This is a genomic window from Kitasatospora sp. NPDC051705, assembly GCF_044453265.1.
Lineage (GTDB): Bacteria > Actinomycetota > Actinomycetes > Streptomycetales > Streptomycetaceae > Kitasatospora.
In genome coordinates, this window is the sequence record NZ_JBITCO010000015.1 from 27,201 (window position 1) to 48,006 (window position 20,806).

Genomic DNA, 20,806 nt, shown 5'->3' on the forward strand with positions numbered 1-20,806 from the left:
TACCGAAGCACGATGAATGCAGAGCGGAGTCGGATGATGCGTACGCGCCCGCTGAAGGTGGCGTTGCTGGGCTGTGGTGTGGTGGGCTCCGAGGTGGCGCGCATCATGACGACGACGGCCGACGACCTCGCCGCGCGCATCGGCGCCCCGGTGGAGCTCGCCGGCATCGCGGTCCGCCGGGCCGGCCGGACCCGCCCGGGCGTCCCCGAGCACCTGATCACCACCGACGCCGAGGCCCTGGTCAACCGGGGCGACATCGACGTCGTGGTCGAGGTGGTGGGTGGCATCGAGCCCGCCAAACACCACATCCTGTCGGCGTTCGCGCAGGGCGCCTCGGTGGTCAGCGCCAACAAGGCGCTGCTCGCCCAGGACGGCGCCGAGCTGCACGCCGCGGCCGCGGCGGCCGGGGTGGACCTGTACTACGAGGCCGCCGTGGCGGGCGCGATCCCGCTGCTGCGGCCGCTGCGCGAGTCCCTCGCGGGGGACAAGGTCAACCGGGTGCTGGGCATCGTCAACGGCACCACCAACTTCATCCTCGACAAGATGGACACCACCGGCGCCGGCTACTCGGAGGCGCTGGAGGAGGCCACCGCGCTGGGCTACGCCGAGGCCGACCCGACGGCCGACGTCGAGGGCTTCGACGCCGCCGCCAAGGCCGCGATCCTGGCCGGCATCGCCTTCCACACCAAGGTGACCGCCGCCGACGTCTACCGCGAGGGCATCACCGAGGTGACCGCCGCCGACATCGCCTCCGCGAAGGCGATGGGCTGCGTGGTCAAGCTGCTCGCGATCTGCGAGCGGGCCGCCGACGGCGCCTCGGTGACCGCCCGGGTCCACCCGGCGATGATCCCGCTGTCGCACCCGCTGGCCTCCGTCCGCGAGGCCTACAACGCGGTGTTCGTCGAGGCCGAGGCGGCCGGTCGGCTGATGTTCTACGGCCCCGGCGCCGGCGGCTCGCCGACCGCCTCCGCGGTGCTCGGCGACCTGGTCGCGGTCTGCCGCAACAAGCTCGCGGGCGCCCCCGGCCCCGGTGACTCGGTGTACACGCAGCTGCCCGCCAAGCCGATGGACGAAGTGGTCACCCGCTACCACGTCAGCCTGGACGTGGACGACCGCGCGGGCGTGCTCGCCCAGGTGGCGTCCGTCTTCGCCGAGCACGGCGTCTCCATCGACACCGTGCGCCAGCAGGGCCGCGACGGCGACGCCTCGCTCGTCGTGGTCACCCACCGTGCCACCGACGCCGCCCTGTCGGCGACGGTCGACAAGCTCCGCGCGCTGGACAGCGTGCGGGACGTGGCCAGCATCATGCGGGTCGAAGGGGAGTAAGGAACAGCCATGAACGCCGTTGCCGAGAACGTCGTCCGAGGCGCGCACACCCACCAGTGGCGCGGCCTGATCGAGGAGTACCGGGACCGCCTGCCGGTCACGGACTCCACCCCGGTGGTCACCCTGCTCGAAGGCGGCACGCCGCTCGTCCCCGCCCAGGTGCTCTCCGAGCGCACCGGCTGCGAGGTCTACCTCAAGGTCGAGGGCGCCAACCCGACCGGCTCCTTCAAGGACCGCGGGATGACGATGGCCATCTCCAAGGCCAAGGAGGAGGGCGCCCAGGCCGTCATCTGCGCCTCCACCGGCAACACCTCGGCCTCCGCCGCCGCGTACGCGGTGCGGGCCGGGATGGTCTCCGCGGTGCTCGTCCCGCAGGGCAAGATCGCCCTCGGCAAGATGGGCCAGGCGCTGGTGCACGGCGCCAAGATCCTGCAGGTGGACGGGAACTTCGACGACTGCCTCACCCTTGCGCGTGAACTGTCCGAGAAGTACCCGGTGGCCCTGGTCAACTCGGTGAACCCGGTGCGGATCGAGGGTCAGAAGACCGCCGCGTTCGAGATCGTCGACATGCTCGGCGACGCCCCGGACATCCACGTCCTGCCGGTCGGCAACGCGGGCAACATCACCGCGTACTGGAAGGGGTACCGCGAGTACGCCACCGACGGCCTCGCGGCGCGCACGCCGCGGATGTGGGGCTTCCAGGCCTCCGGCTCGGCCCCGATCGTCGACGGCGCGCCGGTGCTCAAGCCGCAGACCATCGCCACCGCGATCCGGATCGGCAACCCGGCCTCGTGGGACTTCGCGCTCGCCGCGCGGGACGAGTCGGGCGGCCTCATCGACAAGGTGACGGACCGTCAGATCCTCGCCGCCTACCGGCTGTTGGCCTCGCAGGAGGGCGTCTTCGTGGAGCCCGCCTCGGCCGCCTCGGTGGCCGGCCTGCTGGCCAAGGCGGAGGCCGGCCTGGTCGACCCGGGCCAGCGCATCGTCTGCACCGTGACCGGCAACGGCCTCAAGGACCCGGACTGGGCGGTGGCGGGCGCGCCGCAGCCGCAGGTCGTCCCGATCGACCCGGAGGCCGCGGCCCGGCGCCTGGGCCTGCTCGACTGACCCGGGACCGGGCCGGTCACCGGGTCTGACGCTTCGACGGGCCTACCCTTTCGGGGGTCGGCCCGTCGACGTTCTCCGGTGACACTTTTGTGTCAATTACGCTTCGCATTCCGAACCGAATCCGGTGCGCATTCCGGCCAGAAGCGGCAACACACCAGATCGAAGGCCCATGGGGTGTACCACTGGGGAACCTCTCTTCGATACTCTGGGTTCGGCCGTGTGGCACATGCCCCGGGTCCTGGCCCTCCGGGCCGAACCGACGACCGTGACCGCCCGCCCCGGACGGGGCCCGCGGTCCGTTCCCGCCCCTGCACCGACGACGCGCTCCGCGCCGCCCGATTTCCCCAGGAGAGTCCACCGCATGGCCGGTCCCGCGTTCCGTGCCGCCGCCGTCCGGGTCCGGGTTCCCGCGACCAGTGCCAACCTCGGCCCGGGCTTCGACGCCTTCGGGCTCGCGCTGGGCCTGTACGACGACGTCGTCGTCCGGGTCTCCGACTCCGGCCTCTCGGTCGACATCGCCGGCGAGGGCGCCGAGACGCTGCCCCGCGACGAGCGCCACCTGCTGGTCCGCTCGATGCGCGCCGCCTTCGACCGCCTCGGCGGCCAGCCGCGCGGCCTCGAAGTGGTCTGCGCCAACCGGATACCGCACGGCCGCGGCCTGGGCTCCTCCTCGGCCGCCATCTGCGCCGGCATCGTGGCCGCCCGCGCCGTCACCATCGGCGGCCCGTCCGCCCTGGACGACGACGCGCTGCTGGCCCTCGCCTCCGAGCTGGAGGGCCACCCCGACAACGTCGCGGCCTGCCTGCGCGGCAGCTTCACCATCGCCTGGACCGACGAGGAGTCGGCCAAGGCCGTCACCCTGGAGCCCTCCGGCCAGGTCGTCCCGATCGTCTTCGTGCCCGCCGGCGAGGTGCTCACCGAGACCGCCCGCGGCCTGCTGCCGAAGACCGTCCCGCTGACCGACGCCGCGGTCAACGCCGGCCGCGCCGCGCTGCTGGTGGAGGCGCTGACCCGGCGGCCCGAGCTGCTGCTCGCCGCCACCGAGGACCGGCTGCACCAGGACTACCGCTCCTCCGCGATGCCGGACAGCGCCGCGCTGGTGGGCGCGCTGCGCGCGGAGGGCGTCCCGGCGGTCATCTCCGGGGCCGGCCCGACCGTCCTCGCCCTCACCGACGAGGCGGGTGCCGACAAGGTGCTCTCCTTCGCCGGGCACCACGGCCACGGCGGTGACCCGGCGTTCGCCGCGCACCGCCTGGAGCTTGACCGGACCGGGGCCACCGTGCTCCCGCTGGACGTCTGAGCAGCCCGTTCGGGCCGCTCGCCGGGGCCCGGCTCGGCACCGCGCCGAGCCGGGTGCTCCGGACACGATTGGCAAGCGCAAGGCTGGGGAATGTCTGAGGGGGTCGGTAGTGTTAACCTCATTGCTGCACCAGGTGCCCTCCGGGGCTCGGTGCGCCGCGTCCCGATCCCAGCTCTCCACTGCCGTGGAGTCGCGGCGATGCACGGGGCGACGATTCTCCGGGAGCCCACCGCAGCGCGTACGCAGCCTGCCTGCGCGACATGCGGCCGCATCCCGAAGCCGTGACGGCACCTGACTCCCACCCGCGGCCTCCCACCTCGAGGCCAGGACGGGCGGAGCGCGGGCCACCGTCACGCGACGGGGGCCCGGGATTCGCAGGCAGCGTGGGGGTACGCCCGGTCGGCACACGACCGGCCCACCGCGCCACTCAGCACCACCGTGCTTCAAGCACCGCACCTCGCAGCTCTCCCTCGACCGGCTTCCGCCTTTCGGGGGATCACCGCCTCGGACCGACGCAGTCGAGCGTTGGTCAGGACAGCACAACCGGTCGCCGAGCCAGACAGGCCGACGTCCGCTCCAGGGAAGGACCCTTAGTGAGCGACTCCACCGATCTGATGGGCGCGCGCCCGGACGCCGAAGCGTCGGACGCAGCCGCCGCACCCGCGGCCCCGGCGCGGCGCCGCCGCACCGCCGCCGCGGGCCTGGACGGCATGGTCCTGGCCGAGCTGCAGAAGCTCGCCGCGGACCTGGGCATCACCGGTACCGGACGCATGCGCAAGAGCCAGCTGATCGAGACCATCAAGGAGAAGAGCGGCGGGGACCCGCTGCTCGCCGCCGGTGGCGCCCCGGCCGCCGCCAAGCGCACCGCCGCCAAGGCGGACGCCGAGGCGCCGGCCGAGAAGCCCGCCCGCCGCACCAAGGCCGCCGCCGCGGCCGAGGCCAAGGCCGCCGAGCCACAGGCCCAGATCGACATCCCGGTCCAGGCCGCTGCGGAGACCGCCGCGCCCGCCCGCGCCGAGCGCACCCGCCGCCGCGCCACCTCCGCCGCCGGTGCCCCGGTCGCCGAGGCCGCCGCCGCCGACGCCGCGGTGGTCGTGGCCGAGCCCAAGCAGGCCGAGCCCAAGCAGGCCGAGACCCGCGCCTTCGAGGGCCGCGAGGAGGGTCGCACCGAGACCCGCCGCGACCGCCGCGACCGTCGTGACCGCCGCGAGGCGGGCGAGCGCCCCGAGCGCACCGACCGCCAGGAGACCGGCGAGGCCCAGGACGGCGAGGGCCGCGAGTCGCGCCGCGACCGCCGCAACCGCCGTGAGCGCGCCGACCGCCAGCCCCAGCAGGGCGGCGGCCAGCAGCAGGGCGGCCAGGCCGAGGGTCAGCAGAGCCGCCAGGGCGGCCAGCAGACCCAGCAGCCGCAGGCCCAGCAGGGCGGCTACGAGGACGACGAGTTCGGCGACGGCCGTCGTGGCCGTCGCGGCCGCTACCGCGACCGCCGTGGCCGCGGCCGCCGCGAGGGCTTCGAGGCCGGCCCCGCCGAGCCGCAGATCGGCGAGGACGACGTCCTGATCCCGGTCGCGGGCATCCTCGACATCCTCGACAACTACGCGTTCGTGCGCACCTCCGGCTACCTGCCGGGCCAGAACGACGTCTACGTCTCGCTCGCCCAGGTCCGCAAGAACGGCCTGCGCAAGGGCGACGCCATCACCGGAGCGGTGCGCCAGCCCCGCGACGGCGAGCGCCGCGAGAAGTTCAACGCCATGGTGCGGCTGGACTCCGTCAACGGCATGGACCCGGAGAGCGGCCGCGGCCGCCCCGAGTTCAACAAGCTCACCCCGCTGTACCCGCAGGAGCGGCTGCGCCTGGAGACCGACCCGGGCGTGCTGACCACCCGGATCATCGACCTGGTGTCGCCGATCGGCAAGGGCCAGCGCGGTCTGATCGTCGCGCCGCCGAAGACCGGCAAGACGATGGTGCTGCAGGCGGTCGCCAACGCGATCACCCACAACAACCCCGAGTGCCACCTGATGGTCGTCCTGGTCGACGAGCGTCCGGAGGAGGTCACCGACATGCAGCGGTCGGTGAAGGGCGAGGTCATCTCCTCGACCTTCGACCGCCCGGCGGAGGACCACACCACCGTCGCCGAGCTGGCCATCGAGCGCGCCAAGCGCCTGGTCGAGCTGGGCCACGACGTGGTCATCCTGCTGGACTCGATCACCCGTCTCGGCCGCGCCTACAACCTGGCGGCGCCGGCCTCCGGCCGCATCCTGTCCGGTGGTGTCGACTCGACCGCGCTGTACCCGCCGAAGAAGTTCTTCGGCGCCGCGCGCAACATCGAGAACGGCGGCTCGCTGACCATCCTGGCCACCGCGCTGGTCGAGACCGGCTCGCGCATGGACGAGGTGATCTTCGAGGAGTTCAAGGGCACCGGCAACATGGAGCTCAAGCTCGACCGGAAGCTCTCGGACAAGCGCATCTTCCCGGCCGTCGACGTGGACGCCTCCAGCACCCGCAAGGAGGAGATCCTGCTCGGCAGCGAGGAGTTGGCCATCGTCTGGAAGCTCCGTCGGGTGCTGCACGCGCTGGACTCGCAGCAGGCGATCGAGCTGCTCCTGGACAAGATGAAGCAGACCAAGAGCAACGCCGAGTTCCTGATGCAGATCGCCAAGACCACCCCCGGCTCCAGCGACTGACGGTAGCCGGACGGCAGTCGGACACGGAACCCCGGATCGCGCGAGCGGTCCGGGGTTCCGTGCGTCCGGCCGGGCCTTTGTTCCAGGATTGGGACATCCCGGGGCCTTTAGATCATCTTGTCCGATTTACTCTGGACCGTATGGCCGAACACAAGAGGGTCCTGACCCGCCGCCGCAAGGTCCTGCGGGCGGCGGCCTGCGCGTTCGCCGCACTCGTCGTCCTCGGTGCCGGAGCGGCCGGGTACGCGTACTACAAGCTCAACGGCAACATCAAGAGCGTCGACATCAACGCCCGGCTCGGCGACGCCCGCCCGCCGGCGGCCACCGACGGGTCCTTCAACATCCTGGTGCTCGGCTCCGACTCGCGGAACGGCCGGAACGGCGACCTGGCCGGCGGCGACACCGGCGACACCGCCCGCTCGGACACCGCGATGGTGGTGCACGTCAACCAGGACCACTCGCGCGCCGAGGTCGTCTCGATCCCGCGCGACACCCTCGTCGCCCGGCCCGACTGCACCGACGCGACCGGCCGGACGGTGCCCGGTGCCAAGCGCGCCATGTACAACAGCGCCTTCGAGACCGGCGGCGCCGCCTGCGCGGTCAAGACCACCGAACAGCTCACCGGGCTGCGGATGGACCACTACGTGCAGATCGACTTCGCCGGGTTCGCCCGGGTCGTGGACGCGCTGGGCGGGGCCACCGTGACCACCACGGTGGCCATCCACGACAAGGACAGCGGCCTCGACCTCGCCCCCGGCGAGCACCACCTGGACGGCCAGCAGGCCCTGGCCTTCGTCCGCACCCGGCACGGCGTCGGCGACGGCAGCGACCTCGGCCGGATCGAACTGCAGAAGCAGATGGTGCGGTCGCTGCTGCAGCAGGCCGGCGGGCTCGGGCTGTTCTCCAACCCGGTCAAGCTGTGGTCGATCGGCGACACCATGACCAGCAGCGTCACCACCGACTCCGCACTGGGCTCGGTGAACGCCCTGGTGGGCCTCGTCCAGGAGCTCAAGGGCATCGGGCCGGACCAGCTCGGCATGGTGACCCTGCCGGTGGTGACCGCACCCAGCGACCCCAACCGGGTCGTCGAACAGCAGCCGCAGGCCGACCAGCTCTGGGCCGCGCTCAAGGCCGACCAGCCGCTCCCGCAGTCCGTCGTCTCGGCGCAGCCGGAGAACCCCGCCCAGGCCGCCCCCACGGCCCCCACGGGCCCCGCGACGGGCGCGGCGAAGGCCCCGGCCAGGCGCTGACCGGGCGCCGGGCCGCGGCACGGCCGGCGCGGCACGGTCGGGGCGGGCGCGCGACGGGCCCGCGGCGGCGCGCGGAATATCCCGGAGCGGGCCCCGGTTTGGGAAGATGCGGCCGGTCCTGGCAGACTGGTCCGTCGGTCCCGGTTCACGTGCGGCGCTCCAGCCGCCGACCCGGTGCCCTCCCGAAACCTAGGAGAACCCCTTGAAGCCCAACGTTCACCCCGAGTACGTGGTCACCCGTGTGACCTGCACCTGCGGCGCCGAGTTCGTGACCCGCTCGACCGAGACCAGTGGCGAGATCCGCGCCGAGGTCTGCTCGCAGTGCCACCCGTTCTACACCGGCAAGCAGAAGATCCTCGACACCGGTGGCCGCGTGGCCCGCTTCGAGGCCCGCTTCGGCAAGCAGCACAGCGCGAAGGCCTAGCGCTCCCTCGGCGCCGGTTCCCGGTGCCCCCGTACTCGTTCCGGGGGCGCTGGGGACCGGCGCCGTTCGCGTCCCACCACACCAACCGATCTCCGGGAAGAAGGCCACCCCCATGTTCGAGGCAGTCGAAGAGCTCCTCGTCGAGCACGCCGACCTCGAGAAGAGGCTGGCCGACCCGTCCGTCCACGCCGACCAGGCCAACGCGCGCAAGCTGGCCAAGCGGTACGCCGAGCTGACCCCGATCACCCGGGTCTTCCGGGAGTGGCGGCAGGCCGGCGAGGACATCGAGGCCGCGCGTGAACTCGCGGCCGAGGACCCGGAGTTCCTCTCCGAGGTGAAGGACGGCGAGCACCGCCGCGAGGAGCTGACCGAGGAGCTGCGACTGCTGCTCGTGCCGCGCGACCCGAGCGACGAGAAGGACGTCATCCTGGAGATCAAGGCGGGCGAGGGCGGCGAGGAGTCCGCGCTGTTCGCCGGCGACCTGCTCCGGATGTACCTGCGCTTCGCCGAGCGGATCGGCTGGAAGACCGAGATCATCGACTCCAACGAGTCCGACCTCGGCGGCTACAAGGACGTCTCGGTGGCCGTGAAGACCAAGGGCAACGCCGAGCCCGGCCAGGGCGTCTGGGCCCGGCTGAAGTACGAGGGCGGCGTGCACCGCGTGCAGCGCGTCCCCGCCACCGAGTCGCAGGGCCGCATCCACACCTCCGCGGCGGGCGTGCTGGTCACCCCCGAGGCGGAGGAGGTCGAGGTCGAGGTCCTCGCCAACGACCTGCGGATCGACGTCTACCGCTCCTCCGGCCCCGGCGGCCAGTCGGTCAACACCACCGACTCCGCGGTCCGGATCACCCACCTGCCGACCGGTATCGTGGCGTCCTGCCAGAACGAGAAGAGCCAGCTGCAGAACAAGGAGCAGGCGATGCGCATCCTGCGTTCGCGGCTGCTGGCCGCCGCGCAGGAGGAGGCCGAGCGGGAGGCCTCGGAGGCGCGTCGCAGCCAGGTCCGCACGGTGGACCGCTCCGAGCGGATCCGGACGTACAACTACCCCGAGAACCGCATCTCGGACCACCGCACGGGGTTCAAGTCGTACAACCTGGACCAGGTCCTGGACGGCGACCTGAACGCGGTGATCCAGTCCTGCGTCGACGCGGACGCGGCGGCCAAGCTGGCCGCGGCCCAACAGAACTGAGACCGGCGCGCCCCAGCCCGAAAGCCAGAAGCCGGAGCGCAGAAACAAGAGGTCGTACGGATGAACCTGCTGCTCGCCGAGGTGGCCCAGGCCACCCAGCGGTTGGCCGCGGCCGGCGTGCCGTCGCCGCGCTTCGACGCGGAGGAACTCGCCGCCTACGTCCACGACGTCAAGCGCAGCCAGTTGCACACCGTGCAGGACGCGGACTTCGACGCCCGCTACTGGGAGGCCGTCTCCCGCCGCGAGGCGCGCGAGCCGCTCCAGCACATCACCGGGCGGGCGTTCTTCCGCTACCTGGAGCTCGAGGTCGGCCCCGGGGTCTTCGTGCCCCGGCCGGAGACCGAGACGGTCGTCGAGTGGGCCATAGACGCCGTCCGCGACATGGACGTCGCCGAGCCGCTGGTCGTCGACCTGTGCTCCGGCTCCGGCGCCATCGCGCTCGCCCTGGCCCAGGAGCTGCCGCGCTCGACCGTGCACGCCTTCGAACTCGACGAGGGCGCGCTGCAGTACACCCGGCGCAACATCGAGGCCAGCCCGGACCGGGCCCGGGTCACCCTGCACGCCGGTGACGCCACCCTGGCCTTCGCCGACGACCGCTCCTGGGACGGCCGCTTCGACCTGGTCATCTCCAACCCGCCGTACATCCCGCTCACGGAGTGGGAGTACGTCGCGCCGGAGGCCCGCGACCACGACCCGCAGATGTCGCTGTTCTCCGGCGAGGACGGCCTGGACACCATCCGCGGCATCGAGCGGGTGGCCGCCCGGCTGCTGCGCCCGGGCGGCGCGGTGGTGGTCGAGCACGCCGACCAGCAGGGCGGCCAGGTGCCGTGGATCTTCAACGAGGAACGCGGGTGGACGGACACCGCCGACCACCGCGACCTGAACAACCGGCCGCGCTTCACGACGGCCCGAAGGGCCTCGCTGTGAACCGTCCGGCACCGTACGACCGCCCGCAGGGCGTCGTGCCGGGCCGTCCGGCACCGTGCCGGACCGCCGTGCACGAGGCCGTGCTGTGACCGCTGTGATGAGCCGTTCCGGAAGGGGACCGCACCGATGAGCCGCCGCTACGACTGTGCCGACGCCGGGGACCGTGCCACCGGCCTGCGCGAGGCCGCATCCGCCATCCGCCGCGGCGAACTCGTCGTGCTGCCGACCGACACCCTGTACGGGGTCGGCGCGGACGCCTTCTCCCCGGAGGCCGTCGGCGAGCTGCTGGCCGCCAAGGGCCGCGGCCGCAACATGCCCTCGCCGGTGCTGGTCGGCTCGCCGACCACCCTGCACGGCCTGGTCACCGACTTCTCCGAGCAGGCCTGGGAGCTGGTCGACGCGTTCTGGCCGGGCGGGCTCACCCTGGTCGCCAAGCACCAGCCCTCGCTGCGCTGGGACCTCGGCGAGACCCGCGGCACCGTCGCCGTCCGGATGCCGCTGCACCCGGTCGCCATCGAGCTGCTGAACGCCACCGGCCCGCTGGCCGTCTCCAGCGCCAACAAGACCGGCGGTCCGTCCCCGGCGACCTGCGACGAGGCGCAGGCGCAGCTCGGCGACGCCATCTCGGTCTACCTGGACGGCGGGCAGGCGGACCACGCCACCGCCTCGTCCATCGTCGACGTCACGGGCAAGGTCCCGGTCCTGCTGCGGGCGGGCGCGATCAGCGTCGAGCAGCTGAGGGAGGTCGTCCCCGACCTGGAGGCCGGCAGTTGACGCCGACCGCCTCGCTCCACGCCGGGCCGGGCATAGCACCGTACCTGGCCGTGGGCCCCAGGCCGCTGGACCACTTCCGGATCCTGTTCGTCTGCACCGGGAACATCTGCCGCTCGCCGATCGCCGAGCGGCTCACCCGGCGTGAGCTGGACACCCGGCTCAGCCCGCGGGTGGCCGGGCGGATCCTGGTGGAGAGCGCCGGCACCTGGGGCCACGTCGGCGCGCCGATGGAGGACCACGCGGCGACCGTCCTGGACGAGTACGGCGCCGACAGCGGCGGTTTCACCGGTCGCGAGCTGCTGGACGAGCACGTCGTGGAGGCCGACCTCGTCCTCACCGCGACGCTCGACCACCGGGCGCAGGTGATCTCGATGGGGCACGAGGCGGGCCTGCGGACCTTCACGCTGAAGGAGTTCACCCGCCTGGTCCGGACGATAGACCCGGGCACCCTGCCCGACCCGCGGCGCGGCGCCGACGTCACCGAGCGCGCCCGCGCCCTGGTCCGGGCCGCCGCCGCACTGCGCGGCTGGCTGCTGGCCGCGACCCCGGAGTCGGACGAGCTGGAGGACCCGTACGGGGCGCCGATCGGCATGTTCCGCAACTGCGGCGAGGAGATATTCCACGCCGTCGACCCGGTGGTCACCGCACTCACCGGCGTGTCCGCGCTGCGCTGAGCCCCCGCCCGGGGCGACCACCCGGGCGACCGCCGGAACGAAGGCGCCGAATGGCCCCGCGTCGGCGCGCCACCCGGCCGGGCCGGTCCTACGCTGGAGGAATCGATCCTTCCCGGCCCGCGCGCCGGGAGGCGCCCCCACGCGGCCCGGGAGCCCCGCCATGACCGTCACCGACGCCCCGACCGGTCCGAGAGCGACGAACGGGCGCCCCTGGGCGTCCGAGGCGCTGCACCGGGCGGATCCGCAGCTGGCCGACCTGCTGGCGGCCGAGGCCGAACGACGGGCCGAGTCGATCCAGCTGCTGGCGGGCGAGAACCTGACCTCCCCGGCCGTCCTGGCGGCGCTGACCGGGCCGTTGATCGACAAGTACGCCGAGGGCTACCCGGGCCGCCGGCACCACACCGGCTGCGCCCTCGCGGACGCCGCCGAGCTGCTGGCGATCGACCGGGCCCGCCAGCTGTTCGCCGCCCCGCACGCCAACGTCCAGCCCCGGTCGGCGACTTCGGCGATGCTGGCGGCCTACGCGGCGCTGCTGCGGCCCGGCGACGGGGTGCTGGCGATGTCGCTGGAGCACGGCGGCCACCTGAGCTGCGGCTCGCGCGCGAACTTCTCCGGCCGCTGGTTCGCCTTCACCGGGTACGGCGTGCGCGAGGCCGACGGCCTGATCGACCTCGACCAGGTGCGCGACCTGGCCCGCCGGCACCGTCCGAAGGCGATCGTGGCCGGTTCGATCTCCTACCCGCGGCACCCGGACTGGGCGGCGTTCCGGCAGATCGCCGACGAGGTGGACGCCTACCTGATCGCCTCCGCGGCGCAGACCACCGGCCTGATCGCGGCCGGCGTGGCGCCCTCACCGGTGCCGTACGCGGACGTCACCGTGGCGGCCACCCACAAGCTGCTGCGGGGCCCGCGCGGGGGTCTGCTGCTGTCCACCGCGGAGCTGGCCGAGCGGATCGACCGGGCGGTGTTCCCGTTCAGCCAGGGCGGCGCGGCGATGAACGAGGTGGCGGGCAAGGCGGTGGCCCTCGCGGAGGCGTCCACGCCCGGCTACCGGGCCTACGCGCACCGGACGGTGGCGGGGGCGCGGGTGCTGGCGGCAGGGCTCGCGGAGGCCGGTGCACGCCCGCTGACCGGCGGCACCGACACCCACCTGGTGACGGTGGACGTGAGCCCGCTGGGCGTCACCGGCGCGGAGGCCGAGCGGCGCTGCGCGGCGGCCGGGCTGCTGCTCGGCAAGTGCGCACTGCCGTACGACCCGGCGCCCGCCGCCGAGGCGTCCGGCATCCGGCTGGGCACCGGCACGGTGACCAGCCAGGGGATGGGCGAGGCCGAACTCGCCGAGGTCGCCCGGCTGATCGCACGGTTGCTCGTGGACGGAACGGTCGTGCCGGTGGCGGAACGGGTCCGGGAGCTCGCGCTGGCCTTCGCCGACCGGCCGTGAGCGGCCCGGGCGGCCGCGGGCATCGAGATCTCCTACCCGGGAGGGCGAACCGCGATGCACGCCCGAGGCGTCCGACTCAATAAGGTGTGTGCCGTGGCGACGCACCTCGAAACCCGGACAGGCAGGGGAGTACCTTCGGTACCTTCCCGTCGGACAGTGATGCAGGAGGCCAGTGGTGCGTGAGTATCTGCTGGTGCTGTTCTGCACCGCCGCCGTCACCTACCTGCTGACCGGCCCGGTCCGGAAGTTCGCCATCGCGGCCGGCGCGATGCCGCCCGTGCGCGCCCGTGACGTGCACCGCGAGCCCACCCCGCGGCTCGGCGGGATCGCCATGTTCGGCGGTCTCTGCGCGGGCATCCTGGTCGCCTCGCAGCTGGACAACCTGAGCAAGGTGTTCTCCCAGGGCACCGACATCCGGGCCCTGCTGTCCGGCGCCGGGATCATGTGGCTGCTCGGCGTGCTCGACGACAAGTGGGGCGTGGACGCGCTGGTCAAGCTCGGCGGCCAGATGATCGCCGCCGGTGTGATGGTCTGGCAGGGCGTCACGGTGATCACCCTCCCGGTGCCCGGCGTCGGCGCCGTCGCGGTGAGCCCCACCCAGGGCATGGTCATCTCGGTCACCCTGGTCGTCGTCATGGTCAACGCGGTCAACTTCATCGACGGCCTCGACGGCCTGGCCGGCGGCATGGTCTGCATCGCCGCGATCGCGTTCTTCCTGTACAGCTACCGCCTCTGGTACGGCTACACGATCACCGACGCGGCCCCCGCGGTGCTGTTCAGCGTGCTGCTGATCGGCATGTGCCTGGGCTTCCTGGCGCACAACATGCACCCCGCGCGGATCTTCATGGGCGACTCCGGCTCGATGATGCTGGGCCTGATGCTGGCCGTCGCCGCGATCTCCATCACCGGCCGCGTCGACCCGGACCTGATCACCAGCGAGACCGGTTCGCAGACCGCCACCGTGCACGCCCTGGTGCCGATCTACATCCCGCTGCTGCTGCCGCTGACGGTCATCGCGCTGCCGCTGGCCGACCTGCTGCTCGCCGTGGTCCGCCGCACCTGGGCCGGCCAGTCGCCGTTCGCCGCGGACAAGCGCCACCTGCACCACCGGCTGCTGCAGGTCGGGCACTCGCACAGCCGTGCGGTGCTGATCATGTACTTCTGGGCCGCGCTGATCGCCTTCGGCACGGTGGCCTTCTCGGTGACCAACACCGGTCGCACCGTGGTGCTGACGCTCGCCGGGCTCTGCCTGGTCGGCCTGGTCGTGCTGCTGACGCCGCGGTTCCGGCCGCGCGCGCCGAAGGCCGTGCAGTCCTTCGTCCCGCCCCGCTACCGCCGCCAGCAGTCCGCCCCGATGGCTGAACTGTCGGCCAAGGACAAGCAACTTCTCGGTGAAGCCGGCCAGGACGCGGGCCGGGGCGCCTCGGCGCTCGGCACCCAGGACCGGACCACCGGCCGCCGATAGCAAGCGAGTTGACGTTAGGTCAAACGGCCTCACCCGTTCGGCGGCACGGTTGGGCCGTCGGTGTGACAGGTACCACACATTCATGGTAAAGCTCTCATCAAATAGTTTGTGATACCGTTCACGAGTACCGAGAACACGCCGAAAGACCTGACAGGTGGATGCCTTCCGTCCCTGTCGGCCTCCCTCGACGGGCCCGCCGCAGCGGGCGGCCCGGGCGGCGGCCTCTCGGTCGGTGTCACCCACCACCTTCTGTGCCCCGTCCCCCGCCACATCGACATGCCGCCGGAGCTGCCGACATGCCGTCCACCGACGCCCGGATCCTCCGAGGCGCCGCGATTCCCACTGCGGTCGCCGGGATCATCGCCATGGCGATCTCCTTCGCCGTCGCCGGTGGGAAGGGTTTGCTCGGAGCCCTCTTCGGCGTACTGCTGGTGATGGCCTTCTTCAGCTCGGGCCAGATCGCGCTCGACCGGCTGACCAGGTCGAACCCGCAGATCATGATGGCCGCGGCGCTCCTGGTGTACACCACGCAGATCCTGCTGGTCGGCATCGTCCTCGCGGTGTTCAAGGACACCGACCTCTTCAACCGGCAGGCCTTCGCCTTCACACTGCTCGGCTGCGCGTTGATCTGGACGGGGTTCCAGGTGCGCGGCGCGCTGAAGGCCAAGACCTTCTACGTGGACCCCGACGCCTCGGAAAACAAGGGCGACAAGCCCTCCGACTCCGGGCGTCAACAGTGACGAGGCCTCACTGTCCCCCCAACGAGGGGGGCGGTGTTTATGCCGCACTGACGGACTGCTATCGTCCGTCGCAACAACGGAGTACGGGAAGCGGCCAGGTCTGTCCGGACAGTGGACGGATCGCCCCCCGGACCCGCGCAGTCTTCGATGATCCCGCAGCGGTGCAGCGCACTGCCGGACGGGGTCGGCGAGAAACCCATCAAGTTCCAGTGCCGCACCGTGGCCGCAGGCCGCGCCGACACACCGAGGTTGCCGTAACCATGCGTCACGACGAAGGAGTCCGTGGTGAGTGCTGAAAAGCTCACGTACCTCGCCTCAGGCAGTTGCCACTTCGGGGACGCCGGCTGCGGCTTCCCGGCTCCTGGCCTGAACGAGTTCGACTTCAAGCCGATCTTCTCGATCGGCAGCTTCTACTTCAACAAGCCGATGCTGCTGTCGATGATCGTCGCAGTGCTTGTCGTCGTCTTCTTCTGGGCCGCGTTCGCCAAGCCGCGCCTGGTCCCCGGCAAGATGCAGCTCGTCGCCGAGATCGGCTACGACTTCGTCAAGCGCTCCATCGTGCTGGAGACGATCGGCAAGAAGGGCGAGAAGTACGTCCCGATGCTGGTCTCGATGTTCTTCTTCATCTGGCTGATGAACATCATGTCGATCATCCCGTTCGCGCAGTTCCCCGTGACGGCGGCGATCGCGTTCCCGGCGGGTCTCGCCGGCGTCGTGTGGATCACCTACATGACGCTGACCTTCAAGAAGCACGGCTTCGTCGGCGGCTTCAAGAACCTCTGCTGGCCCTCGGGCATCCCCGGCTGGGTCATGTTCATCCTGGTGCCGATCGAGTTCTTCTCGAACATCTTCGTGCGCCCCTTCACGCTCGCGGTCCGAGCCTTCGCGAACATGTTCGCCGGCCACCTGCTGATCGTGATGTTCTCCATCGCCTCCTGGTACCTGCTCAGCCCGACCCTGGGCGCGCTGTACGGCTCGGCCTCGTTCGTCGTCGCCGTCGCGCTGACCGCCTTCGAGCTGCTGGTCCAGTTCCTGCAGGCCTACATCTTCGTGATGCTGGCCAGCAGCTACATCGCCGGTGCCCTCGAAGAGTCGCACTGAGCCAGGGGGCCTCGGCCCCACCCCTGAACCAACCTCCCGGATCGCCCGGTGGCCAATCACCACCGGTTCACCACCCTGCAAAGGACAACGTCAATGAGCATCCTCGCTGAGGGCACTGTCTACGGTTCCGTCGCCTCGATCGGCTACGGCCTCGCCGCCATCGGCCCCGGCATCGGCGTCGGTCTCATCTTCGGTAACGGTGTCCAGGCCATGGCCCGTCAGCCCGAGGCCGCCGGTCTCATCCGCTCCAACATGTTCATCGGCTTCGCGCTGACCGAGGCGCTCGCCCTCATCGGCATCGTCATGCCGTTCGTCTTCGGCAACAAGTAATCGCCGTAGACCCTTTCTGAGGAAGGTCCAGATATGAGCATGGCGATCGTCCAGCTCGCGGCCGAGGAGAAGATGAACCCTCTCCTCCCCGCGTGGCCCGAGATCATCATCGGCCTGCTCTGCTTCTTCATCGTCTTCGGTCTGCTCGGCAAGAAGCTCCTCCCCAGCATCGAGAAGGTGCTGTCGGAGCGCCGGGACGCGATCGAGGGCGGGATGGAGCGCGCCGAGGCCGCCCAGGCAGAGGCGCAGGCCCTGCTTGAGCAGTACCGCGCCGAGCTCGCCGAGGCGCGCCACGAGGCTGCCCGCATCGTCGAGCAGGCTCGCGAGCAGGGTGCCGCCCAGCTCGCCGAGATGCGCGAGGAGGGCCAGCGCCAGCGCGAGGCCATCGTCGCCGCCGGTCACGCCCAGATCGAGGCTGACAAGAAGCAGGCGACTGCCGCCCTGCGCCAGGACGTGGGTTCGCTGGCCTCCCAGCTGGCCTCCCGCATCGTGGGTGAGTCCCTCGAGGACCACGCCCGGCAGAGCGGCGTGATCGACCGCTTCCTGGACGAGCTGGAGGCCAAGGCCGCCGTTGCTCAGGGTGCGGCCAAGTGATCGGCGCCAGCCGTGAGGCCCTCGCCGCCGGCCGGCAGAACCTGGAGAGCCTGACCGACTCCACCTCGGTGGACGCGGCCAAGCTCGCCGAGGAGCTCACCGCCGTCACGGCCCTGCTGGACCGTGAGGTGTCGCTGCGCCGTGTCCTGACCGACCCGTCCCGGTCCGGCCAGGACAAGGCCCAGCTGGTCTCCTCGCTGCTGACCGGCCAGGTCTCCGGCGAGACCGTCGACCTCGTGTCCGGCCTGGCCCGGTCCCGCTGGTCGGGCTCGCGCGACCTGGTCGACGCCACCGAGCAGCTCGCCGCGTACGCGGAGATCATCGGTGCGGACAAGGCCGGCGCCCTGGACGACGTCGAGGACGAGCTGTTCCGGTTCGGCCGGGTGGTGAGCGGCTCGCACGAGCTGCGCGCCGCGCTGACCGAGCCGAAGGCCGGTGCCGTCGCCAAGGCGGAGCTGATCGGCAAGCTGCTCGGCGGCCGCGCCCACGCGGGCACCGTGCGACTCGTCACGGCCCTCGTCAACGCGCCGCGTGGTCGTAGCCTGGAGCAGGGCCTGGAGTCCTACTCCAAGCTCGCCGCCGCTCGCCGCGGCCGCGTGGTGGCCCTGGTCACCACCGCGGTGCCGCTGTCGGACACCCAGAAGGAGCGCCTGTCCGGTGCTCTGGGCCGGATGTACGGCCGCCAGGTCCACCTGAACATCGACGTCGACCCCGAGGTCGTCGGCGGCGTCCGGGTGCAGATCGGCGACGAGATCATCGAAGGCACCGTGTCGAGCCGCCTCGAAGGCGCTCGCCAGTCGCTCGAAGGCTGAGCACCGAAGCAGTACATCCGACCCTCGGTCGGGAAACCGGTTCCCCCAGGAGCCGGCACATCGGACGGCCGGTTCGGCAGACCCGGCCGAGAGTCGAATACTTGCGGCCCTCAATGGCGGGCCGAGGATCGCAAACTAGGAGAGCAGGGAAGCCTGATGGCGGAGCTTACGATCCGTCCGGAGGAGATCCGGGACGCGCTGGCCGACTTTGTCCAGTCGTACCAGCCGGACGCCGCTTCTGTGGAAGAGGTCGGCACGGTCACTGACGCAGCGGACGGCATCGCGCATGTCGAGGGCCTGCCCTCGGTCATGGCGAACGAGCTGCTGAAGTTCGAGGACGGCACGCTCGGCCTCGCGCTGAACCTCGACACCCGTGAGATCGGTGTCGTCATCCTCGGTGAGTTCGGTGGCATCGAAGAGGGCCAGACCGTGCGCCGCACGGGCGAGGTCCTCTCGGTTCCGGTCGGCGACGGCTACCTCGGCCGCGTCGTGGACCCGCTGGGCAACCCGATCGACGGCCTGGGCGACATCGCCTCCACCGGCCGCCGTGCCCTGGAGCTGCAGGCCCCCGGCGTCATGGTCCGCAAGTCGGTCCACGAGCCGATGCAGACCGGCATCAAGGCCATCGACGCGATGACCCCGATCGGCCGTGGCCAGCGTCAGCTGATCATCGGCGACCGCCAGACCGGCAAGACCGCGGTGGCGATCGACACGATCATCAACCAGCGCGACAACTGGCGCTCGGGCGACCCGAAGAAGCAGGTCCGCTGCATCTACGTCGCCGTGGGCCAGAAGGGCTCCACCATCGCGTCCGTCCGCGGCGCCCTGGAGGAGGCCGGCGCGCTGGAGTACACCACCATCGTGGCTGCTCCCGCCTCCGACCCGGCCGGCTTCAAGTACCTCGCCCCGTACACCGGTTCGGCCATCGGCCAGGAGTGGATGTACGACGGCAAGCACGTCCTGATCATCTTCGACGACCTGTCGAAGCAGGCCGAGGCCTACCGCTCCGTCTCCCTGCTGCTGCGCCGCCCGCCGGGCCGCGAGGCCTACCCGGGTGACGTCTTCTACCTGCACTCCCGCCTGCTGGAGCGCTGCGCGAAGCTCTCCGACGAGCTGGGCGCGGGCTCGATGACCGGTCTGCCGATCATCGAGACCAAGGCCAACGACGTCTCGGCGTACATCCCGACCAACGTCATCTCCATCACCGACGGCCAGTGCTTCCTGGAGTCCGACCTGTTCAACGCCGGCATCCGCCCGGCCGTGAACGTCGGCATCTCGGTCTCCCGCGTCGGTGGCTCGGCCCAGATCAAGGCCATGAAGTCGGTCGCCGGCCGCCTGCGCCTGGACCTGGCCCAGTACCGCGAGCTCGAGGCCTTCGCCGGCTTCGGCTCCGACCTGGACGCGGCCTCCAAGGCCCAGCTGGAGCGCGGTGCGCGCATGGTCGAGCTGCTGAAGCAGGGCCAGTACCAGCCGTTCCCGGTCGAGGAGCAGGTCGTCTCCATCTGGGCCGGCACCACCGGCAAGCTGGACGACGTCCCGGTCGCGGACATCCGCCGCTTCGAGCGCGAGTTCCTGGACCACCTGCGCCTGCAGCACAAGGACCTGCTGGCCGGCATCGTCGAGACCAGCAAGCTGGAGGACGGCACCATCGACGCTCTCACCAGCGCGATCGCCGCCTTCAAGCAGGGCTTCACCACCGCCGACGGCAAGCTCCTCGGCGAGCAGGCCTGAGTCCGGTAACGAGGGAAAGGACGTAACGACCCATGGGAGCACAGCTTCGGGTCTACAAGCGCCGGATCCGCTCTGTCACCGCGACGAAGAAGATCACCAAGGCGATGGAGATGATCTCCGCGGCGCGCATCGGTAAGGCGCAGCGCGCGGTGGCCGCCTCCACTCCGTACGCCGACGAGCTCACCCGGGCGGTGACGGCGGTGGCCACCCGGTCCAACGCCAAGCACCCGCTCACCACCGAGAACCCCTCGGCCTCGCGCGCCGCCGTCCTGCTGATCACGGCGGACCGCGGCCTGGCCGGCGGTTACTCGTCCAACGCCATCAAGGCCTCCATGGTGCTCACCGAGCGCCTGCGCGGCGAGGGCAAGGACGTGGTGACCTACATCATCGGCCGGAAGGGTCTGTCGTACTACACCTTCCGCGACCTCGCGGTGGGCCAGTCGTGGACGGGCTTCTCGGACAAGCCGAGCTACGGTGACGCGAAGGCCGTCGCGGCCGAGCTGATCACGGCCTTCACCGCCGAGACCGGCGGTGTGGACGAGATCCACCTCGTCTCGACCGAGTTCGAGTCGATGCTCACGCAGACCGCGGTCGAGGCGCGGCTGCTGCCGCTGAAGCTGGACGAGGTCCAGCAGTCGGCCAAGCCGGAGATCTTCCCGCTGTACGACTTCGAACCGTCGGCGGAGGGCGTCCTGGACGCGCTCCTCCCGCGGTACGTCGAGAGCCGGATCTACAGCGCTCTCCTGCAGTCGGCCGCCTCCGAGCACGCCGCGCGACGGCGTGCGATGAAGAGCGCGACCGACAACGCCGGCGAGCTCATCAAGTCGCTCACGCGGCTTGCCAACTCGGCCCGTCAGGCCGAGATCACCCAGGAAATCAGCGAGATCGTCGGCGGGGCCAACGCCCTCGCTGACGCTAGCCGCGGGAGCGAATGAGT

The 20,806-nt window shown here is 71.5% G+C and carries 19 protein-coding genes; all 19 read left to right on the forward strand.

What is annotated here, in order from left to right:
- Window positions 1-33: 33 nt before the first annotated feature.
- On the forward strand, window positions 34-1,326 hold the full coding sequence (locus tag ACIA8Q_RS20200; protein WP_360204566.1) for a homoserine dehydrogenase: 1,293 nt from the start codon (window positions 34-36) through the stop codon (window positions 1,324-1,326).
- Window positions 1,327-1,335: 9 nt separating this feature from the next.
- A complete protein-coding gene (gene thrC, locus ACIA8Q_RS20205; protein WP_387902265.1) occupies window positions 1,336-2,433 on the forward strand; it encodes a threonine synthase in 1,098 nt (365 codons plus the stop codon).
- A 361-nt stretch (window positions 2,434-2,794) separates the two neighbouring features.
- Window positions 2,795-3,733: a homoserine kinase gene (gene thrB / locus ACIA8Q_RS20210; protein ID WP_360204572.1), complete on the forward strand. Its 939-nt coding sequence runs from the start codon at window positions 2,795-2,797 to the stop codon at window positions 3,731-3,733.
- Between the two features lie 593 nt (window positions 3,734-4,326).
- The gene (rho, locus tag ACIA8Q_RS20215) at window positions 4,327-6,417 is read left to right on the forward strand and encodes a transcription termination factor Rho (protein ID WP_360204575.1); all 2,091 of its coding nucleotides are present in this window, start codon (window positions 4,327-4,329) and stop codon (window positions 6,415-6,417) included.
- A gap of 140 nt (window positions 6,418-6,557) precedes the next feature.
- Entirely contained in the window at window positions 6,558-7,667 is a 1,110-nt protein-coding gene (locus ACIA8Q_RS20220; protein WP_360204577.1) for an LCP family protein, read from the forward strand.
- A 202-nt stretch (window positions 7,668-7,869) separates the two neighbouring features.
- Window positions 7,870-8,091 carry a 50S ribosomal protein L31 gene (rpmE, locus tag ACIA8Q_RS20225; protein WP_153462614.1) on the forward strand — a complete coding sequence of 74 codons (222 nt, stop codon included), beginning with the start codon at window positions 7,870-7,872 and terminating at the stop codon, window positions 8,089-8,091.
- Between the two features lie 112 nt (window positions 8,092-8,203).
- Window positions 8,204-9,280, forward strand: coding sequence for a peptide chain release factor 1 (gene prfA, locus ACIA8Q_RS20230; RefSeq protein ID WP_360204580.1), 1,077 nt, complete (start codon window positions 8,204-8,206; stop codon window positions 9,278-9,280).
- Window positions 9,281-9,340: 60 nt separating this feature from the next.
- Window positions 9,341-10,207: a peptide chain release factor N(5)-glutamine methyltransferase gene (gene prmC / locus ACIA8Q_RS20235; RefSeq protein ID WP_360204583.1), complete on the forward strand. Its 867-nt coding sequence runs from the start codon at window positions 9,341-9,343 to the stop codon at window positions 10,205-10,207.
- Between the two features lie 126 nt (window positions 10,208-10,333).
- A complete protein-coding gene (locus ACIA8Q_RS20240) occupies window positions 10,334-10,981 on the forward strand; it encodes an L-threonylcarbamoyladenylate synthase (protein WP_360204586.1) in 648 nt (215 codons plus the stop codon).
- 32 nt (window positions 10,982-11,013) lie between these two features.
- Window positions 11,014-11,655 (forward strand): protein-tyrosine-phosphatase, encoded by a 642-nt coding sequence (locus ACIA8Q_RS20245; RefSeq protein WP_360204860.1) that lies wholly within the window; start codon window positions 11,014-11,016, stop codon window positions 11,653-11,655.
- 160 nt (window positions 11,656-11,815) lie between these two features.
- Window positions 11,816-13,096 carry a serine hydroxymethyltransferase gene (gene glyA, locus ACIA8Q_RS20250; protein WP_360204589.1) on the forward strand — a complete coding sequence of 427 codons (1,281 nt, stop codon included), beginning with the start codon at window positions 11,816-11,818 and terminating at the stop codon, window positions 13,094-13,096.
- 175 nt (window positions 13,097-13,271) lie between these two features.
- Window positions 13,272-14,561, forward strand: a complete 1,290-nt coding sequence (locus ACIA8Q_RS20255; protein ID WP_360204592.1) for an MraY family glycosyltransferase — start codon at window positions 13,272-13,274, stop codon at window positions 14,559-14,561.
- Window positions 14,562-14,857: 296 nt separating this feature from the next.
- Window positions 14,858-15,301 (forward strand): hypothetical protein, encoded by a 444-nt coding sequence (locus ACIA8Q_RS20260; protein ID WP_360204594.1) that lies wholly within the window; start codon window positions 14,858-14,860, stop codon window positions 15,299-15,301.
- 285 nt (window positions 15,302-15,586) lie between these two features.
- Complete coding sequence (gene atpB, locus ACIA8Q_RS20265; RefSeq protein ID WP_360204597.1) at window positions 15,587-16,402, forward strand: F0F1 ATP synthase subunit A; 816 nt, start codon at window positions 15,587-15,589, stop codon at window positions 16,400-16,402.
- A gap of 93 nt (window positions 16,403-16,495) precedes the next feature.
- Window positions 16,496-16,732, forward strand: a complete 237-nt coding sequence (gene atpE, locus ACIA8Q_RS20270) for an ATP synthase F0 subunit C (RefSeq protein WP_030282059.1) — start codon at window positions 16,496-16,498, stop codon at window positions 16,730-16,732.
- Between the two features lie 33 nt (window positions 16,733-16,765).
- On the forward strand, window positions 16,766-17,326 hold the full coding sequence (locus ACIA8Q_RS20275) for a F0F1 ATP synthase subunit B (protein WP_329927974.1): 561 nt from the start codon (window positions 16,766-16,768) through the stop codon (window positions 17,324-17,326).
- On the forward strand, window positions 17,323-18,138 hold the full coding sequence (locus ACIA8Q_RS20280) for a F0F1 ATP synthase subunit delta (RefSeq protein WP_360204600.1): 816 nt from the start codon (window positions 17,323-17,325) through the stop codon (window positions 18,136-18,138). The genes ACIA8Q_RS20275 and ACIA8Q_RS20280 overlap by 4 nt, the downstream gene beginning before the upstream one ends.
- Window positions 18,139-18,294: 156 nt before the next feature.
- Window positions 18,295-19,869: a F0F1 ATP synthase subunit alpha gene (gene atpA / locus ACIA8Q_RS20285; RefSeq protein ID WP_360204603.1), complete on the forward strand. Its 1,575-nt coding sequence runs from the start codon at window positions 18,295-18,297 to the stop codon at window positions 19,867-19,869.
- Between the two features lie 32 nt (window positions 19,870-19,901).
- Window positions 19,902-20,804 (forward strand): F0F1 ATP synthase subunit gamma, encoded by a 903-nt coding sequence (locus tag ACIA8Q_RS20290; RefSeq protein WP_396317511.1) that lies wholly within the window; start codon window positions 19,902-19,904, stop codon window positions 20,802-20,804.
- Window positions 20,805-20,806: the final 2 nt, after the last annotated feature.

Excerpts from the sequence above, each read along its gene's own strand:
- ACIA8Q_RS20200 (WP_360204566.1), top strand. The coding sequence starts at position 34 with ATGATGCGTACGCGCCCGCTGAAGGTGGCGTTGCTGGGCTGTGGTGTG.
- thrC (WP_387902265.1), top strand. The coding sequence starts at position 1,336 with ATGAACGCCGTTGCCGAGAACGTCGTCCGAGGCGCGCACACCCACCAG.
- thrB (WP_360204572.1), top strand. The coding sequence starts at position 2,795 with ATGGCCGGTCCCGCGTTCCGTGCCGCCGCCGTCCGGGTCCGGGTTCCC.
- ACIA8Q_RS20220 (WP_360204577.1), top strand. The coding sequence starts at position 6,558 with ATGGCCGAACACAAGAGGGTCCTGACCCGCCGCCGCAAGGTCCTGCGG.
- prfA (WP_360204580.1), top strand. The coding sequence starts at position 8,204 with ATGTTCGAGGCAGTCGAAGAGCTCCTCGTCGAGCACGCCGACCTCGAG.
- prmC (WP_360204583.1), top strand. The coding sequence starts at position 9,341 with ATGAACCTGCTGCTCGCCGAGGTGGCCCAGGCCACCCAGCGGTTGGCC.
- ACIA8Q_RS20240 (WP_360204586.1), top strand. The coding sequence starts at position 10,334 with ATGAGCCGCCGCTACGACTGTGCCGACGCCGGGGACCGTGCCACCGGC.
- glyA (WP_360204589.1), top strand. The coding sequence starts at position 11,816 with ATGACCGTCACCGACGCCCCGACCGGTCCGAGAGCGACGAACGGGCGC.
- ACIA8Q_RS20260 (WP_360204594.1), top strand. The coding sequence starts at position 14,858 with ATGCCGTCCACCGACGCCCGGATCCTCCGAGGCGCCGCGATTCCCACT.
- atpE (WP_030282059.1), top strand. The coding sequence starts at position 16,496 with ATGAGCATCCTCGCTGAGGGCACTGTCTACGGTTCCGTCGCCTCGATC.
- ACIA8Q_RS20275 (WP_329927974.1), top strand. The coding sequence starts at position 16,766 with ATGAGCATGGCGATCGTCCAGCTCGCGGCCGAGGAGAAGATGAACCCT.
- atpA (WP_360204603.1), top strand. The coding sequence starts at position 18,295 with ATGGCGGAGCTTACGATCCGTCCGGAGGAGATCCGGGACGCGCTGGCC.
- ACIA8Q_RS20290 (WP_396317511.1), top strand. The coding sequence starts at position 19,902 with ATGGGAGCACAGCTTCGGGTCTACAAGCGCCGGATCCGCTCTGTCACC.